This is a genomic window from Azospirillum tabaci (genome assembly GCF_014596085.1).
Classification (GTDB): domain Bacteria; phylum Pseudomonadota; class Alphaproteobacteria; order Azospirillales; family Azospirillaceae; genus Azospirillum; species Azospirillum tabaci.
Window position 1 is genome coordinate 1 of the sequence record NZ_JACCJY010000031.1, and the last position, 15,901, is coordinate 15,901.

The following is a 15,901-nucleotide window of genomic DNA, read 5'->3' on the forward strand; positions in this document are numbered from 1 at the left end:
TCTGGGGGAGCTGGCTGCCGGTTCCGTCTGCGTCGGGGCCCGGCCTGTTCGATGACCAGACACTACGCCCCGCCGCCCTCCCCTGCTGTGGCCTGCGCCACACTGTGAGACAGCTTTTCCGAAGGGCCTTTTCTTCCGCCCGAAGCGTTGAGGCGGGGCGGATTTCCTGTACGATCCCCCGACGCCTTTTCCGGCACCCGCTCTTGTTCCGTGCGGGGCCACCACAACGATGCGAGACGGCGCAATGCTTCAGACACCCGACCGGCTGGACCCGGAGGTCGTGATCTTCGATTTCGACGGCGTCATCATCGACTCCGTGCCCACCAAGAATGGCGGCTTCGCCATCCTCTACGGCATCGAGGATGCGGAGACGGAGGAGCGGATGCGTCAGACGATCTGGCGCAACGGCGGCCTTAGCCGGTTCAAGATGCTGGCGATTCTGGAACGGGAGATGTTCGGCCGCGACCCCGGCCCGGCGGAGATCGACGATCTGGCCCGCCGCTACGCCGAGATCGTCGATCCGCGCGTTCCCGATTGCCCGCTGATCGCCGGCGCGGAGACGGTGCTGGACCAGCTGGACGGCACGCCCTGCCATCTCGTCTCGGGCACGCCGCACGAGGTGCTGATGGGCACCGTGCGCGCCAAGGGGCTGGAGCGGCATTTCCGCAGCATCACCGGCTCCCCCAACGTGAAGGCGGAGGTCTTCGCGCGCATCGTCGCGGAGGGCGGGCACGACCCGGTGCGGTCGCTCGCCATCGGCGATTCCCTGACCGAACTGGAAGCCGCCCGCAAGGCCGGCATGGGCTTCGTCGGTGTGGTGTCGGAAGGGCTACCGAACCCCTTCCCACCCGACGTGACGGTGGTCGGCGACCTGCACGGGCTCGCTCAACGAATCTGAGCGGCGGATTTGCGGTAAGCGGTCGCATTGGGGTATTGTTTATGGGGCCAACAATCCATAAATGATTAGGGCAACCTATGACGAAAGGGAGGTCAGTATGCCCGTGCCGAAAGAGGCTGCCGAAGCCGCCCGTGACCGTTATCTGGCGATCCTCAGCGGGTACCCCGGTATGACCCGCGCCGAAGTCACGAAGCTGTCCGACGACTACGCCATCGCGGTCAATTTCGCGTCGGGCATCCCCGACGATCTTCCCAAGGATCTGGACGGCGTGCCGGTGATCGCACGCACCCAGTGACGCTTGCCCGGTAACACACCAACAAAACGCCCGGTCCAGGCCATGGACCGGGCGTTTTGCGTGTCCGACGTTCAGGCTGGGTTGGACGGTGTGGTGGCGTCGGCGCGCTCGGCCTGCCCCTTGTTCATCGCCATCGCCATCATCTGACTGGCCTGCGCGGTGCAGGTCGCGGCAAGCGTGCGCACCGTCTGGCCGCCTTCGACGAGAAGCCGGCTGAGCATCGGGCCGGGCGCTTCGAAGGTGCCGATGAAGACCCGCTCCTCCTCCCCCTTGCCGGCGAAGCCGCGCTTGAACAGGTGGACGCCGGGGTTGGCCTGGGCGTTGACGCCATGCAGGTCGTAACGCTTCCCGCCGTTGGCCTTCACCCACTGCATCGCCTTCCAATGGACGAGGAAGGCCGCGTTCAGCGGCAGTCCGGCCTCCGCGGTGGCCGAGTTCTGCATCAGCGCCGTGTCGCCCAGCAGCGACACCACCACGCCGGCCACCGGCTCGCCGTTGTGGGAGGCCATCACGGCGTGCATCTTCATGCCCTCGGGCAGGGCACGATGGACCTTCGTCAGGGTGCGGCTGTCGAAGGCGCGGAAGCCCTTGCGGCGCTGCGTCTGTATGAACAGGTCATCGATGGCGTCCAAAATCTCCGGCGAGGAGCCCTCGACGATTTCCAGCCCTGCCCCTTCGGCCTTGGCGAGGCCGCGACGCCAGTGGCGGGACAGGTCCTTGTGGATCGTCGCCTCGTCGCGGGTCAGGTCCATGATGAAGGTGCGGTACGGGGCCTTGCCGTCGCTGTGCCGCATCCCCAGCGCCTCCATGGCGGACAGCGCGCCGGCGCCCTCCCCTGCCCCGTCCTCGATGCGCGGTAGGACGCGCAGGAACAGCCCGCGCCGGACGCTGTATTCGGCCTTCATCGCTTCCATGATGGCCAGGAACGCCGCCGGATCGGCTTGGCGGCCCTTGGGACGCCACAGCGGTCCCCACATGACCAGCGCGATGCCGCCGATGCCCGGCACCCGGCGGACCAGCAGTTGTGCCGCGGCGACCGGTTGGCCGTCCTGGCGCAGCACGATGTGGCTGAGGTCGCGGCTGGGATGGGCGATGCGCCCGAAATCCCAGGTCTGGAAAATGTTGGCGTCGTCGAAGCCGTTCATGACGGCGTACCAGCCGCCGCGGTCCATACGGTCGATTTCGACAGCGGGTGAAGCGTCCAGGCAATCGCCCCCAAATGCGTCGGTGTGAATCTGGCGTTTCCCCAGCGAAGTCACGTCGAGCCTCTCGCGTGGTTGGTCGAATGGGTACAACCGGGGCGGACGTGGAACCTCGCCCGTCCCGCTTCCCTGGCCGGAGGCCAGAGCCGTCGGATCGTCAAAGGTCGAAACTCCGCGGAAGGTCTTAGGCAGATCACGCGCGGCCTACGGTCTTTGCGATCGTCCACAAACAATAGGAGACGCACGGGAAAATCACACAAACCCTGATGGGTTCGCGCAAAATCCCACTGGATTATTCTCTGTGGCTAAGCGCTTTTTCTGGGGATTGTATGGGCTACGCCCGTATCGACGTGAATGCTGCGGTGCAATACGCCCAATTCGACGCCGGTGAACGGGCTTTCAGGCGTCGTCCGTCAAAACATGGTCAGTTGGATGACGCCATCTGCGCGGGCGTGGCGTTCCGCGGCGTTGGCGGCGGCGTCTTGGGCGCCTTCCTGCGATTGGGCGATGCCGACGGCGATGCGCTCCCCGGCCACCGACACGGTCCAGGTCCAGCGGCCATCGGTCCGCCACGACACGGCCAACTCGCAACCATGCGCCTGACACACCAGTTGCCGCACCGACCAGTTCGCCGCCATTCGCGCAACCCCACAGCCTCGGTGCCGCCGCCGGCCCCGCCTGTCCAGTTATGCACCGGAGAGGCCCCCTTCCGCCAGTGCCGGCTGCTCCGGATCTTGGGTAGACACCCATTGCGGGGGTTGGGACGACTTGATAGCTTCCCAGACGACTCCGGCAAATGGGGCGACGAGGGGGCAATGACCGGCGACGATTTGAAGCTGCTGCGCGAGAGGCGCGGCCTCACCCAGACGCAAATGGCCGCGTTCGTGAACGAACTGACCGGCCGCCGATACGACAAGCAGCGGCTCAGCAAGTGGGAGACGGGGCGCGAACCCCTGCCCCGCGACGTGCTGGGCCGCCTGCTGCTGCTGTCGCTGGAACAGCCGGCGACCGCGACGCCGCGCGCTGGCACGACCATCGCCATCGGCCTGCAAAAGGGCGGCACCGCCAAGACGGCGACCTCGATCAACGTCGCCTTCATGCTGGCCCGGTCCGGCAACCGCGTGCTGCTGGTGGACGCCGATCCGCAGGGCAACGCCACGGTCCATGTCGGCGTGCCGCAGACCGACGTGGTGGCGCTGACGGAGCAGGGCAGGGTGCTCTACCACGCGCTGATGGGCAAGGCGAAGCTGGCCGAGGTCATCCGCCCGACCAGCGTGGATGGGCTGGACGTCGTGCCGTCGAGCATTGCGCTCGCCAGCGCCGACACCGAGCTTCCCGGCAACCTGACCAACGCGCAGACCGCCATGGCGGAGATGCTGGACGCGGTTCGGGGCGAGTACGATTTCATTCTGATCGACTGCGCGCCGAACCTGGGGGCGGTCACCATCAACGCGCTGACCGCGGCGGATTTCGTGCTGATCCCCTGCCAGGCGGAGCCGCACGCCATCCTGGGCGTGAACGCCTTTCTGGACACCGTGACGAAGATCCAGCGGCGGCTGAACCCGAACCTGCGGGTGCTGGGCGTCCTGCCGACCATGCTGAATCCCCGCCAGACGCAGGACCGCTCCTCGCTGGACGACATCGGCCGGCTGTGGGGCGAGGATTACCGGGTCTTCCCGCCGGTGCCGCGTGCGACCATCTACGCGCAGGCCGCCGGTGCCAACGTCATCACGCTGGACGCCGACATCGGCGCGCCGGGCGTGGAAAGCTACGCCGCCATCGCCGGTGCCCTTCTGAAGGCCACCGGACGCATCCGGGAGTCGTCCGATGCCGCCTAAGAAGCTGACCCGCCAGACCGCCGCCACGGTCCTTCAAGCGAAGAACACCGCCCCGGCCCTGGAGACCGACCGGCTGTTCGGGCTGACCGGCGCCCTGCCCCGGCTGATCGAAGCCGACGTCGCCGCCATCCGCACCGACCCCAACCAGCCGCGCACCGTCTTCGACGAGACGGCGCTCGCCTCGCTGGCCGCCTCCATCGAGCGGCACGGGCTTCAGCAACCGGTGCTGGTGCAGGAGACGGCGGAGAAGGGCGTCTACCGCCTCGTGGCCGGTGAGCGCCGCCTGCGCGCCCACCAGATGCTCGGCCGCCCGACCATCGCCGCCATCATCACCAAGGGCAAGGCGGAGGAGATCGCGCTGATCGAGAACGTCCAGCGCGTGGACCTGGACGCCATCGATCTGGCTCGCGGCCTGACTCAGCTCATCGACAGCCACGGCTACGCCCAGGCGGAGGTCGCCGCTGTGCTCGGCTGTTCGGAGGCCGAGGTGTCGAAGCGGCTGAAGGTGCTGGACCTGCCCACCGACATCCTCCGCGAGTATCGGGAGAATCCCGACGCGGTGTCCCGTTCCGCCCTGGTCGAGCTGGCCTTCGTCGGCGACGAGGGCGAGGTGAGGCGGCTGTGGCAGTCGGCGCGCACCGGCGGTCTGACGGTGCAGTCGGTGCGCGCGGCGCGGGCGTCCAAGGCGCCGGGATCGGCGGAGCCGATGCGCGTGCTGGGCCGCTCGATCAACCGCATCGAGAAGGAGCTGAAGGCCATCGACGCGGTCAGCAACGCGATGCAGAAGGAGCATCGGGAGCTTCTGCGGGACCTGCGGATGCGCATCGACGATCTGTTGGGGGAATGACCGCTTTCGAAATCGAAAGCACCTTTAGATTGTGCTATTTTAAAAATAAAACAACCTATAGGAGCTTTCGAAGTCGAAACGTGACGTGCCCCGGGGCGTCAATTTTGGACAGTATTGCCCCCACCCCGGCCCTCCCCCGCTGCGCAGGGGAGGGGGCAAAAAAGTTCCCTCCCCTGCGCAGCGGGGGAGGGTTAGGGTGGGGGCAAAGCCCCTGCAACTCATGCAAAGAAGAACCATGTGAACGGCGCCGCGCCCCGCTCTACAAGGGCTGCTGCGGGCGCATGTCCGCCGGGTCGATGCCGGCGACTGCGACCGGTTTCTTCATGGCGTCGCGGCGGAACGGCTCGCCCAGCTCCTGGTTCAGGATCACCTCGACGAAGGTGGTGATGCCGCGCCCTTGGTCTTCGATGGCTTGGCGCAGGGCGGCCGTCACCTCCTCCTGGGTGCGCGCGGTGACGCCCTTCAGGCCGCAACCCTCGGCCACCTTGGCGTAGCTGAGCTTGGGGTTCAGCTCCGTGCCGACGAAGTTGTTGTCGAACCACAGCGTCGTGTTGCGCTTCTCCGCCCCCCACTGGAAGTTCCGGAAGATCACCATGGTGACCGCCGGCCATCCTTCGCGCCCGATGGAGGACATCTCGTTCATCGAGATGCCGAAGGCGCCGTCACCGGCGAATCCGACCACCGGCGTGTTCGGGCAGCCGATCTTCGCGCCGACGATCGACGGGAAGCCGTAGCCGCAGGGGCCGAACATGCCCGGCGCCAGATACTTCCGCCCCTCTTCGAAGGTGGGGTAGGCGTTGCCGATGGCGCAGTTGTTGCCGATGTCGGTGGAAAGGATGGCGTCCGCCGGCAGGGCGGCCTGGATGGCCCGCCACGCCTGACGGGGCGACATGCGGTCGGACTCGCGCTCGCGCGCCTCGGCGTTCCAGCTCGTTCCGGGATCGTCCTCCTCATGGTCGAGCGAGGAGAGAAGTTGCAGCCACGCCGACTTGGTCTGGTGAATCAGCGCCCGGCGCTCCAGCCGGCCCGCGTCCCCGGCGCCGGGGGCGAGCTGCGCCAGGATCTGCTGGGCCACTTGGCGGGCGTCGCCGCAGATGCCGACCGAGACCTTCTTGGTCAGGCCGATGCGGTCGGGGTTGATGTCCACCTGGATGATCTTCGCGGCTTTCGGCCAATAGTCGATGCCGTAGCCGGGCAGGGTGGAGAAGGGGTTGAGCCGTGTGCCGAGCGCCAGAACGACGTCGGCCTTGGCGATCAGCTCCATCGCCGCCTTGGAGCCGTTGTAGCCGAGCGGCCCGACCGACAGCGGGTGGCTGCCGGGGAAGGCGTCGTTGTGCTGATAGCCGCAGCAGACCGGCGCGTCCAGCCGCTCCGCCAGCGCGATGCTGTCCGGAATGGCCCCGCCGATCACCACCCCGGCGCCGTTCAGGATGACCGGGAATTTCGCCTCCGACAGCAGGCGGGCCGCCTCGGCGATGGCCTGCCGCCCGCCCGCCGGACGCTCCAGCCGGACGATCTGCGGCAGCTCGACGTCGACGACCTGGGTCCAGAAATCGCGCGGCACATTGATCTGCGCCGGGGCGCAGCCGCGCCACGCCTTCTCGATGACGCGGTTCAGCACCTCGGCCATGCGGCTGGGGTCGCGCACCTCCTCCTGGTAGCAGACCATCTCCTTGAACATGGCCATCTGCTCGACCTCCTGGAAACCGCCCTGGCCGATGGTCTTGTTGGCGGCCTGCGGCGTCACCAGCAGCATCGGCGTGTGGTTCCAGTAGGCGGTCTTGATCGAGGTGACGAAGCCGGTCACGCCGGGTCCGTTCTGGGCGATGGCCATGGCCATCTCCCCGGTGACGCGGCTGTAGCCGTCGCAGATCAGGGCGGCGTTGGTCTCGTGCGCGCAGTCCCAGAACCGGATGCCGGCCTTGGGGAAGAGGTCGGAGACCGGCATCATGGCCGATCCGATGATCCCGAAGGCGTGCCGGATGCCGTGCATCTGAAGGACCTTCACGAACGCTTCCTCGGTGGTCATTTTCATGGTGCGCATCCTCGTTTCATGGATGGGTGGCGTGGGATGAAAGGGGAGGGTGGCCAAGGGTGGTCAGCCGGCGATCACGCGCGGCATGGCCCGCTCGCCGGGGCCGGGACAAATGGCGGGCCGGTGCACGGCGATCAGGGGGGCGTAGCCGTCGGCCCCCTCCGGCATCGGCATGGCGAACCAGCGGTAATGGCGTCCGCTCCAGACGAGCAGCCCCTGGCTCAGGCCGTGCCCGTCCACCGCGAAGCGGTCGACCAGACGTCCTGCGAGGCCGGTGGACAGCGGCTCGTAGACGATGCCCGGACCGGAGCGGAAGCCCACCCGCGGGCAGGAGGGCGAGCCGCAGATGTAGAGGCTCCTGGCATCCATCGCCTTGGCGCGGGTCATGAAGAAGGCCAGGGCGGAGCCGTGATCGGTGTGGTCCTGCGGCATGTCTGCTCCTTTCCCGATTGAGGGGTGAAGAGGCGGGGTCAGGCTTCCCCGGCGCCGTAGAAGAGGGTCACGGTGTGCTTCGCCTCGGCGAAGAAGAGCCAGCGCTCGGCGATCACCCCCAGCGCGGCGGCGGCGGCGGCCAGCAGCGCCAGCGTGCCGGACAGGGCGCCAGGGCCGGCGGCCAGCGCGCCGAGGCTCAGCGCCGCCGGCAGGGCGAAGGCGGCGAGGCGGGTGATGAAGCGCAGGCGGACGGCGTGGCGGCGTCCGACGCGGAAGCCCATTTCCTTGAGCAGGTAGTTGTCCTCGCTGTGCGGGGCGTCGAGCAGGCGGACCCGCCCGATGTGGCCCAGCCCGGTCGCCGTCTCCGCGGTGCTGACGGGGCGGGCGGTGGCGCAGTGCCGCCAATGCCCTTCCTTGGCCGCCCAGCCCAGCGCCACCGACGCCAGGGCCAGCAGCGAGGACCAGCCCGCCGCCTGACCCGCCACGCCCAGCAGCGCGTTCAGCAGCAGCGCTCCGGTCATCAGCGACAGCGCCAGATAGGTGCGCGGCACCCAGGGGTTGGCCCACTGGCGGATGGGCTTCAGCGAGGCGTAGATCATCGCCGTGCAGTAGACGGTGACCGCCGCCATCGCCGCGGTGATCCAGCCGGCGATGCCCGCCACGCCGCTCCCGCCTCCGTCATTGCCGGTCGACAGGACGATCCAGGCGATGGCGAAGACGCCCGCCGGCAGGAAGGTGGCGACCGCCGCCACCCCTTCGCGCGACAGCCAGGAGCTGCGCCATTGCGACAGCGCCCGCCACGCCCGCTCCGGCCGGCCGAGGTGGGCCAGAGAGGACAGCAGACCGGCCACCACCAGACCCAGGGCGAGGGCGAGGGCGGCGAGGCCGAACAGCGGGCTCGCCGGCAGCAGGCCGAAGGGCGCCAGCAGGCCGAGCAGGGCGAGCAGACCGTAGCCGGCGCCCGCCGCGCTCGTGAAGAAGATGATGGAGAAGGCCGGATGCATGGGACTCCCTCCCTCAGCGCGCCAGGATGCGGTCGGCCCATTTCAGCAGGCCGTGGAGCGGTTGATCGTCGTTGGCGCTGTCCTTGGTGACGCGTTCGTCGAGCGCCAGGGTGGGGCGGGGCCGGGGCGGCAGGTACTTGTTGGTCGGCTGGTAGCCCAGTTCCGGCATCAGGTCGTAGCCGCCGCGCTCCGCCACCAGCTTCGAGACGGCGGAGGACGGGTCGGCGAGGTCGCCGAAATGGCGGGCGGAGGTCGGGCAGACCATGACGCAGGCCGGCACCCGCTCCGATTCCGCCAGCGTCTCGTTGTGGATGCGGTCGATGCACAGCGTGCATTTCTTCATCACGCCAACGTCCTGGTCGAACTCCCGCGCGCCGTAGGGGCAGGCCCAGGAGCACAGCTTGCAGCCGATGCACAGATCCTCGTTGACCAGAACGATGCCGTCCTCGGCCCGCTTGTAGGAGGCACCGGTCGGGCAGACGGTCACGCAGGCCGGCTGTTCGCAATGCAGGCAGGAGCGCGGGAAGTTGGTGGTGCGCGACCCGCCGCAGCCGCCCCGCTCGGAGCCGGCCTCGAAGCTGTGGATGCGGTTGAACCACACCCCGTCCGGTCCGGCGCCGTAGGCGTCGGTGTCGGTCAGCGGCGCCATGTGGCCGCCGTCGTTCCACTGCTTGCAGGCCACCGCGCAGGCGTGGCAGCCGACGCAGGTGTCCAGGTCGATGACCAGCCCCAGCCGGGGCGTGCCGGGTTCGCGGTTGGGAAGGCTCGTCATGCGCGGGTCCTCCGGAAGACGGCGCCGGTCCGCAGGATGGCGGGCGGCGGCTCGACGCCCGGCGGCATGGCCTGGGCGGGGAAGCGCGGCATCGTCTCGGCCCGTTCCTTCGGCGGCGCCTTCTCGACGCGGACGCGCAGGTCGTACCAGGCGGCCTGTCCGGTCACCGGGTCGGCGTTGGCGTACCGGTAGCCGTCGCGCTCCGGCAGCAGTTCGGAGATCAGGTGATTGAGCAGGAAGCCTTTCGTCCCCTCCGGCGCGTCGGTGGACAGGTTCCAGGCGCCGGAGCGCTTGCCGATGGCGTTCCAGGTCCACACCGTCCCGGCCTCCACCCCGTCCATCGGCCGGATCGGCACCCGGACGCGCCCGGTCGGGCTGGTCACCCAGGCCCAGTCGCCATCGGCGAGGCCGAGCGCCTCCGCGGTGGAGCGCGCGATGTACAGGCTGTTGCGCGCCAGGATCTGCCGCAGCCAGGCGTTCTGCGAGCCCCAGGAATGGTACATGGGCATCGGGCGCTGGGTGACCGCGTGCAGCGGGAAGGCGCCCTCGTCCAGCCCCTCCTCCTCCAGCGGCGGGTACCAGAAGGGCAGGGGGTCGAAGTAGGTATCCACCCGTCGCCGTTTGTCGGCGGGCGGCACCACCGCGCCGTGCCCGCGCGCGGCGAGGCGGAATTTCTGAAGCGGCTCGACGTAGAGCTGGAGGATCACCGGCTCCGGCTTGTCGAGGAAGCCCATGCGGGTGGCGGTCTCCAGATAGGCTTGGTTGGCGTGCTTGAAATAGTGCTGCTCCGGCGGCAGCTCGAAGTGCCAGAAGCAGCCGTTGCGGACGTAGCGGTCGAGCTGGTCCGGGTTGGGCGCACCCTTGCCGGCGTCCTTCCCGTCGGCGCCGCGCCAGCCGGCCAGCGGGCCGATGCCGGGCTTGCGCTCGTGGTTGGTCATATAGTCGGGATAGCCGCCGGGGTAGCGCGGGCTGCCGTCCTCCCGCACGAAGGCGGGCAGGCCGAGGCGGGCGCCCAGCTCGATCAGCACGTCCTGGAAGGGCCGCACGTCGCGGTCGGGGGTCAGCACCGGCTGGCGGATGGAATCGCCGGGGCCGTGCGCGCTGCCGATCGGGCGGTCGAGCAGGGAGATGCAGTCCCACCGCTCCAGATAGGTGGTGTCGGCCAGCACGAGGTCGGCGTAGGCCACCATCTCCGACGCGTAGGCGTCGCAATAGACGATGAAGGGGATGCGGTGCTCGCCGGTGTCCGGGTCCTTGTCGGACAGCATCCGCATCGTCTCGGACGTGTTCATCGACGAGTTCCAGGCCATGTTGGCCATGTACATGAACAGCGTGTCGACGCGGTACGGGTCGCCCTCCCAGGCGTTGGCGACCACCATGTGCATCAGCCCGTGCACCGACAGCGGCGCGTCCCAGCTGAAGGCCTTGTCGATGCGCAGCGGCTGCCCGTCCTCGCCGACCAGCAGGTCCTCCGGTCCCATGGGGTAGCCGAGCGGCATCCCGGCGATGGCCTTGCCGGGGCCGGTCTCGCCGCGCTTGCCGGCGGGCTTGGGACCCGGCGGAGCGGGGCGGGGGTAGGGCGACTTGTAGCGCCAGCCGCCCGGCACGTCGATGGTGCCCAGCAGGATTTGCAGGATGTGGATGGCCCGGCAGGTGTGGAAGCCGTTGGAGTGCGCGGAGATGCCGCGCATGGCGTGCATGGCGATGGGCCGCCCGACCATCCGCTCGTGGCGCCGCCCCGCCCAGTCGGTCCAGGGCTGCTCGATGGTCAGCGTCTCCTGGAAGGCGAGGTGGGCCATCTCGGCGGCGATGCGGCGGATGGTGTCGGCGGGCACGCCGCAGCGCTCGGCCACCGCCTCCGGCGCGTGCTGCGGGTCGAGGTAGCGCTCGGCCAGCAGATGGAAGGAGGGCACGGCCCGCCGCCCGTCTGGCAGGGTGACGGCGCCGACCAGCGCCGGGCGGATGCCGGCTGCGGTCGCCGGAACGGCACGCTGCTCCACCGCGTCCCAGGCCAGCGGGGCGCCGTCGGCGTCGCGGGCGAACAGGCCGTCGTCGGGGGCGCCGGGGTCCTGGATGACCAGCCAGGGGGCGTTGGTGTAGCGGACCAGATACTCGGCGTCGATGCGGTCGGCGCGCAGCAGCTCGTGGATCAGGGCGAAGACGAACACCCCGTCGCTGCCCGGACGGATGCCGATCCACTCGTCGGCGATGGCGGAGTAGCCGGTCTTGATCGGGTTGACGGAGACGATCTTGGCGCCGCGCGCCTTCATCTTCGACAGGCCGATCTTGATCGGGTTGCTGTCATGGTCCTCGGCCACGCCGAACAGCAGCAGGTAGCGGGTGTGGTCCCAGTCCGGCTCCCCGAACTCCCAGAAGCTGCCGCCCAGCGTGTACATGCCCGCCGCCGCCATGTTGACGGAGCAGAAGCCGCCATGCGCCGCGAAGTTGGGCGTGCCGAACTGCGCCGCCCAGAAGCCGGTCAGCGACTGGCTCTGGTCGCGCCCGGTGAAGAAAGCGAGCTTGCTGGGGTCGCTGTCGCGGATCTTGCCGAGACGCTCGGTCAGGATGGTCAGCGCCTCGTCCCACTCGATCTCGCGGAACTCGCCGGTGCCGCGCTCCCCCGTGCGCAGCAGGGGCTTGCGCAGCTTGGCCGGGGAGTTCTGGGTCATGATGCCGGCGGACCCCTTGGCGCAGATCACGCCGTGGTTCACCGGATGGTCCTTGTTCCCCTCGATGAAGCGGAGCTGGCCGTCCTTGATGTGCACTTTGATGCCGCAGCGGCAGGCGCACATGTAGCAGGTGGTGTATTTGACCGTGTCGGAGACGGTCGGCGAGGGGTCGATGTCCTCGCGCGGCGACTGGTAGCGGTCGAGCCAGCCGCGCGCGTCCTCGGGCGCCGCCGGCCCGCTCCTTCGCTGGAACCCCTGGGTGAAGGCGAACCCGCGCGCACGCTGGCCGCCGACGTCGTCGATCTTCGCCATCCTGTTCCGTTCCTTCCGGAATGCCTCCCCCGTTCCCTCCCGGCGGGGGCCGGGGGAGGGTGGCTGTGCTGCCGTGCCGTTCTTCAAAAAGGCGGCTGAGCGCTCAGTCCGCGAGCCGCTGCGCGCCCGACCGTTTCGCGGCCTCGGCCATCAGGGCGTCGAGGGCCGCCGGCAGGTCGCCCGGCACATCGACCACGACGGCCCCGGCGCGCTCCAGCGCGCCGCGCTTGGAGGCGTAGCTGCCGCGGTCGCCGGTCACGATGGCGCCGGCATGGCCCATCTTCTTGCCCGGCGGGGAGGCGCGACCGGCGATGAAGGAGACGACGGGCTTGTCCGTCTTCGCCACCAGCTCCGCCGCTTCCTCCTCCATGCTGCCGCCGATCTCGCCGATCAGCGCGATGGCGTCGGTGCCTGGATCGTCGATCAGGGCGGCCAGCGCGTCCTTGGTCGTGGTGCCGATCATCGGGTCGCCGCCGATGCCGAGGAAGGCCGACTGCCCATGGCCGCCGCGCACGAGGTTCAGGCAGACCAGCGTGCCCAGGCTGCCGCTGCGCGAGATGACGCCGACCCGCCCCGGCTGGAAGACGCGCGGGTTGAAGGCGGGCATGATGCCGACGAATCCTTCGCCCGGCGTCACGATGCCGGCGGTGTTCGGCCCGATGATGCGCGTGCCGTGCTCCGCCGCCGCGGCGTGCATCTCCATCACGTCGTGGGAGGGGATGTGCTCGGTCAGGCAGACGACGGTCTTGGCGCCCGCCTCGATGGCGTCGATGGCGGCGGCCTTGGCGGCGGCGGGCGGGATGAACATCACCGACACGTCGAAACCGCCGTTCGCCATGGCCTCCTTCGCGGTGGCGAAGATGGGCACGCCGCAATGGCTCTGCCCGGCCTTCTTCGGGTTCACGCCGCCGACCACGGTGGTGCCGTAGGCCTGCATCTGCTCGGTCCAGAAGGTGCCCTGCTTGCCGGTGATGCCCTGCACCAGGACCCGGTCGCTCTTGCGTACGATCATCGCGCGGCCTCCACGGCTGCCGAGATGGCGTCTTCCATCCGGTCGTAGGGTTCGATCCCCAGCTCCTCCCGCACCATGCGCACGGCCTCGTCCTCGCCGGTGCCGTGGATGGAGAAGAAGACGGGGATGGTGGGGTTCAGCGTCTTCCAGGCCTGGATCACGCCGCCGGCCATCACATCGGTGCGGGCGAAGGCGCCGCAGAAGTTGACGACCAGGCTCTTGACGCCGGGGTTGGACAGCACGAGGTCCAGCGCCTCCGTCCCCTTGGTGTAGGCCTCGCCGCCGATCTCCAGGAAGTTGGCGGGGCGCCCGCCGGCGTGGCTGACCACGTCCATCGTCGTCATGGTCAGCCCGGCACCATTGGCCAGGACGCCGACATTGCCCTCCAGCTCGATGAATTTGAGGTCGAGTGCCCGCCCGCGCTCCTCCAGCGCCGACAGCGTTTCCCTGGCGCCCAGTTCGGCGATGTCCGTTTGCCGGTAGAGCGCGGCATCGTCCACCGTCAGCTTGCAGTCCAGCGGCACGACGCGGCCGTCGGCGAGCAGGGCCAGCGGGTTGATTTCCAGCAGCTCGGCGTCGTGCTGGCGGTAGACGCGGTAGAGATCGACCAGCATCGCCGCCACCGGCACCGCGGCCTCGCCGAGGTCCAGCCCCAGCAGCAGGCGGCGCGCGTCCGCCGGGCCGAAGCCCTTGCGGATGTCCACCGCCATGCGGCGCAGGGATTCGGGGCGGGTCGCCGCGACCTCCTCAATGTCCATGCCGCCCTCGGTGGAGAACAGCACGAGCGGGCTGCGGCTGGCCGGGTCGTTCAGCACCGCGGCGTAGAATTCGCGGGCGATGGCCGCCTGCTCCTCCACCAGGACGCGGGCGACCGGGAAGCCGCCGATCTCCATGCCCAGGATGGCCTGCGCGGCGGCGGCCGCCTCCTCCGGCGTGGTGGCCAGCTTGACGCCGCCCGACTTGCCGCGCTTGCCCGTCGGCACCTGCGCCTTGACGACCACCGGCCCGATGGCGCGGGCGGCGGTTTCGGCCTCCTGCGCGCTGGCGCAGAGGCGCCCCTGCGGAACGCTCACCCCGGCGCGGGCGAGCACGGATTTCCCGGCCTGTTCCTCGAAGTTCATCGTCGCCTCCATCAGCGTCCGTGGCGGGACCAGAAGGGGCCGAACAGGGCCTCTTCGCTCGGCTTGTCCTCCGGGATCGGGCGGACGAGATGGGTGATGTTGACGAAGTGCTTCCAGCTCAGATTCTCGGAGATGGAGTTCTTCTGCCAGCTCCCGCAGCCCATCGAGAGGGTGAAGTTCAGCCCGCTGTCAAAGCCGCCGCCGTTGCCGAAGGTGTGGGCGAAGTTGACCAGCACGCGCACCACGTCCAGCTCGTCGGCCAGCCGCTTCGCGTGCGCCTCGTCCCGCGTGTGGATGCCGCAGGAATGGCCACGCCCCTGGTGGTCGAGGATCCTGCGCACCTGATCGACCGCCGCGTCGAAGTCCGGCACCCGGTAGACGGCCAGCACCAGCGACAGCTTCTCGCCGGAGAAGGGATGCGCCTTGCCGACGCCCGTCTCCTCCACCAGGAAGAAGCGGGCCTCGCGCGCCTTGGGCGACAGCGCGAACGCCTCGGCCAGGACGGCGGCGTCCTTGGCGATCAGCTTGCGGTTCAGCTTGCCGTTCTCCCACAGGCGGGACTGCACGCGTTCCCGCTCCTCCGCGGTGCAGAGGTAGGCGCCGGCCTCCTCCAACGCCGCGATGGTCGCGTCGTAGACGGAGTCGAGAACGACGAGCGCGTTCTCCGACGAGCAGGAGGTGGAATTGTCGAAGGTCTTGGACGCGCAGATCTTGCGCGCCGCCTCGGCCAGATCGGCGCTCTCGTCCACGATGACCGGGACGTTGCCGGCCCCGACGCCGATGGCCGGGGTGCCGCTGGAATAGGCGCGGCGCACGTTGTCCTGGGAACCGGTGACGACGACGAGGTCGACCGCTTCCATCAGCGCCTGGGTCAGGCCCTTGGTGATCGGGGTGGGGATCATCTGCACCAGATCCTCCGGCGCGCCGATGCGCGCCAGCTCGGCCCGCATCAGCTCGACCGTGCGGCCGGTGGCGGCGGAGCCCATGGGGGAGGGGGCGATGATGATGGCGTTGCGGCCCTTGACGGCCATCATCGCCTTGTTGACCGGGGTGGCCGCCGGGTTGGTGGAGGGGGTGACGGCGCCGACGACGCCCAGCGGCTTGGCGATCTTGACGATGCCCTTGGCGGTGTCCTCCTCGATCACGCCGACGGTGCGCACCCGCATCAGGTCGCGCAGCGTGCCGAAGGTCTTGCGCTGGTTCTTGACGATCTTGTCCGCGACGTTGCCGAGGCCGGTGTCGGCCACCGCCAGCTCCGCCAGGGCGCGGGCGCGGCCCGGCTCGTAGATGGCCCAGGCGAGTGCGGCGACGGCGTCGTCCACCCGCTCCTGCGTCGCGTCGGCGAAGGCGCGCTGGGCGGCGCGGGCGCGGGCGACGAGGGCGGCGATGGCCTCCTGGTCGGCGCTGGCCGGCGTTCGGTCGAGCATGATGTTGTCCATGGTTGCTTGTCTCACTCCCTGAAGG

At 69.4% G+C, this 15,901-nt stretch carries 14 protein-coding genes; 4 read left to right on the forward strand and 10 right to left on the reverse strand.

Annotated features, from left to right (window positions below):
- Positions 1-244: 244 nt before the first annotated feature.
- The gene (locus H0B54_RS23410; RefSeq protein WP_188262318.1) at positions 245-898 is read left to right on the forward strand and encodes an HAD family hydrolase; all 654 of its coding nucleotides are present in this window, start codon (positions 245-247) and stop codon (positions 896-898) included.
- 97 nt (positions 899-995) lie between these two features.
- On the forward strand, positions 996-1,193 hold the full coding sequence (locus H0B54_RS23415; RefSeq protein ID WP_035683083.1) for a hypothetical protein: 198 nt from the start codon (positions 996-998) through the stop codon (positions 1,191-1,193).
- 71 nt (positions 1,194-1,264) lie between these two features.
- Here H0B54_RS23415 and H0B54_RS23420 read toward each other — a convergent pair whose 3' ends face one another.
- Positions 1,265-2,365, reverse strand: coding sequence for a lipid II:glycine glycyltransferase FemX (locus H0B54_RS23420; protein ID WP_246472727.1), 1,101 nt, complete (start codon positions 2,363-2,365; stop codon positions 1,265-1,267).
- Between the two features lie 443 nt (positions 2,366-2,808).
- Positions 2,809-3,033, reverse strand: coding sequence for a hypothetical protein (locus H0B54_RS23425; protein ID WP_094307134.1), 225 nt, complete (start codon positions 3,031-3,033; stop codon positions 2,809-2,811).
- Between the two features lie 177 nt (positions 3,034-3,210).
- Here H0B54_RS23425 and H0B54_RS23430 point away from each other — a divergent pair, with 177 nt between their 5' ends.
- Positions 3,211-4,233 (forward strand): AAA family ATPase, encoded by a 1,023-nt coding sequence (locus H0B54_RS23430; RefSeq protein ID WP_188262320.1) that lies wholly within the window; start codon positions 3,211-3,213, stop codon positions 4,231-4,233.
- On the forward strand, positions 4,223-5,080 hold the full coding sequence (locus H0B54_RS23435) for a ParB/RepB/Spo0J family partition protein (protein WP_109068426.1): 858 nt from the start codon (positions 4,223-4,225) through the stop codon (positions 5,078-5,080). The genes H0B54_RS23430 and H0B54_RS23435 overlap by 11 nt, the downstream gene beginning before the upstream one ends.
- 259 nt (positions 5,081-5,339) lie before the next feature.
- Here H0B54_RS23435 and xsc read toward each other — a convergent pair whose 3' ends face one another.
- The 8 genes from xsc to sauS form a co-directional block, all read right to left on the reverse strand.
- The gene (gene xsc, locus H0B54_RS23440) at positions 5,340-7,115 is read right to left on the reverse strand and encodes a sulfoacetaldehyde acetyltransferase (protein WP_188262321.1); all 1,776 of its coding nucleotides are present in this window, start codon (positions 7,113-7,115) and stop codon (positions 5,340-5,342) included.
- A gap of 63 nt (positions 7,116-7,178) precedes the next feature.
- A complete protein-coding gene (locus tag H0B54_RS23445; RefSeq protein WP_188262322.1) occupies positions 7,179-7,547 on the reverse strand; it encodes a hypothetical protein in 369 nt (122 codons plus the stop codon).
- Positions 7,548-7,585: 38 nt separating this feature from the next.
- On the reverse strand, positions 7,586-8,551 hold the full coding sequence (locus H0B54_RS23450; protein WP_188262323.1) for a dimethyl sulfoxide reductase anchor subunit family protein: 966 nt from the start codon (positions 8,549-8,551) through the stop codon (positions 7,586-7,588).
- A gap of 13 nt (positions 8,552-8,564) precedes the next feature.
- Positions 8,565-9,323 carry a 4Fe-4S dicluster domain-containing protein gene (locus tag H0B54_RS23455; RefSeq protein ID WP_188262324.1) on the reverse strand — a complete coding sequence of 253 codons (759 nt, stop codon included), beginning with the start codon at positions 9,321-9,323 and terminating at the stop codon, positions 8,565-8,567.
- Positions 9,320-12,304 carry a molybdopterin oxidoreductase family protein gene (locus H0B54_RS23460; protein WP_188262325.1) on the reverse strand — a complete coding sequence of 995 codons (2,985 nt, stop codon included), beginning with the start codon at positions 12,302-12,304 and terminating at the stop codon, positions 9,320-9,322. The genes H0B54_RS23455 and H0B54_RS23460 overlap by 4 nt, the downstream gene beginning before the upstream one ends.
- A gap of 103 nt (positions 12,305-12,407) precedes the next feature.
- Positions 12,408-13,316, reverse strand: a complete 909-nt coding sequence (locus H0B54_RS23465; protein ID WP_188262326.1) for a succinate--CoA ligase subunit alpha — start codon at positions 13,314-13,316, stop codon at positions 12,408-12,410.
- Positions 13,313-14,437 (reverse strand): ADP-forming succinate--CoA ligase subunit beta, encoded by a 1,125-nt coding sequence (sucC, locus tag H0B54_RS23470; RefSeq protein ID WP_188262327.1) that lies wholly within the window; start codon positions 14,435-14,437, stop codon positions 13,313-13,315. Before sucC ends, H0B54_RS23465 begins: the two co-directional genes overlap by 4 nt.
- A gap of 11 nt (positions 14,438-14,448) precedes the next feature.
- Positions 14,449-15,876, reverse strand: a complete 1,428-nt coding sequence (gene sauS / locus H0B54_RS23475; protein ID WP_188262328.1) for an acylating sulfoacetaldehyde dehydrogenase — start codon at positions 15,874-15,876, stop codon at positions 14,449-14,451.
- Positions 15,877-15,901 lie beyond the last annotated feature (25 nt).

Coding starts and splice junctions, on each gene's coding strand:
- H0B54_RS23420 (WP_246472727.1), bottom strand. CDS start 2,365: ATGGACCGCGGCGGCTGGTACGCCGTCATGAACGGCTTCGACGACGCC.
- H0B54_RS23450 (WP_188262323.1), bottom strand. CDS start 8,551: ATGCATCCGGCCTTCTCCATCATCTTCTTCACGAGCGCGGCGGGCGCC.
- H0B54_RS23425 (WP_094307134.1), bottom strand. CDS start 3,033: ATGGCGGCGAACTGGTCGGTGCGGCAACTGGTGTGTCAGGCGCATGGT.
- H0B54_RS23460 (WP_188262325.1), bottom strand. CDS start 12,304: ATGGCGAAGATCGACGACGTCGGCGGCCAGCGTGCGCGCGGGTTCGCC.
- H0B54_RS23445 (WP_188262322.1), bottom strand. CDS start 7,547: ATGCCGCAGGACCACACCGATCACGGCTCCGCCCTGGCCTTCTTCATG.
- H0B54_RS23455 (WP_188262324.1), bottom strand. CDS start 9,323: ATGACGAGCCTTCCCAACCGCGAACCCGGCACGCCCCGGCTGGGGCTG.
- sauS (WP_188262328.1), bottom strand. CDS start 15,876: ATGGACAACATCATGCTCGACCGAACGCCGGCCAGCGCCGACCAGGAG.
- H0B54_RS23465 (WP_188262326.1), bottom strand. CDS start 13,316: ATGATCGTACGCAAGAGCGACCGGGTCCTGGTGCAGGGCATCACCGGC.
- H0B54_RS23435 (WP_109068426.1), top strand. CDS start 4,223: ATGCCGCCTAAGAAGCTGACCCGCCAGACCGCCGCCACGGTCCTTCAA.
- xsc (WP_188262321.1), bottom strand. CDS start 7,115: ATGAAAATGACCACCGAGGAAGCGTTCGTGAAGGTCCTTCAGATGCAC.
- H0B54_RS23415 (WP_035683083.1), top strand. CDS start 996: ATGCCCGTGCCGAAAGAGGCTGCCGAAGCCGCCCGTGACCGTTATCTG.
- H0B54_RS23430 (WP_188262320.1), top strand. CDS start 3,211: ATGACCGGCGACGATTTGAAGCTGCTGCGCGAGAGGCGCGGCCTCACC.
- H0B54_RS23410 (WP_188262318.1), top strand. CDS start 245: ATGCTTCAGACACCCGACCGGCTGGACCCGGAGGTCGTGATCTTCGAT.
- sucC (WP_188262327.1), bottom strand. CDS start 14,437: ATGAACTTCGAGGAACAGGCCGGGAAATCCGTGCTCGCCCGCGCCGGG.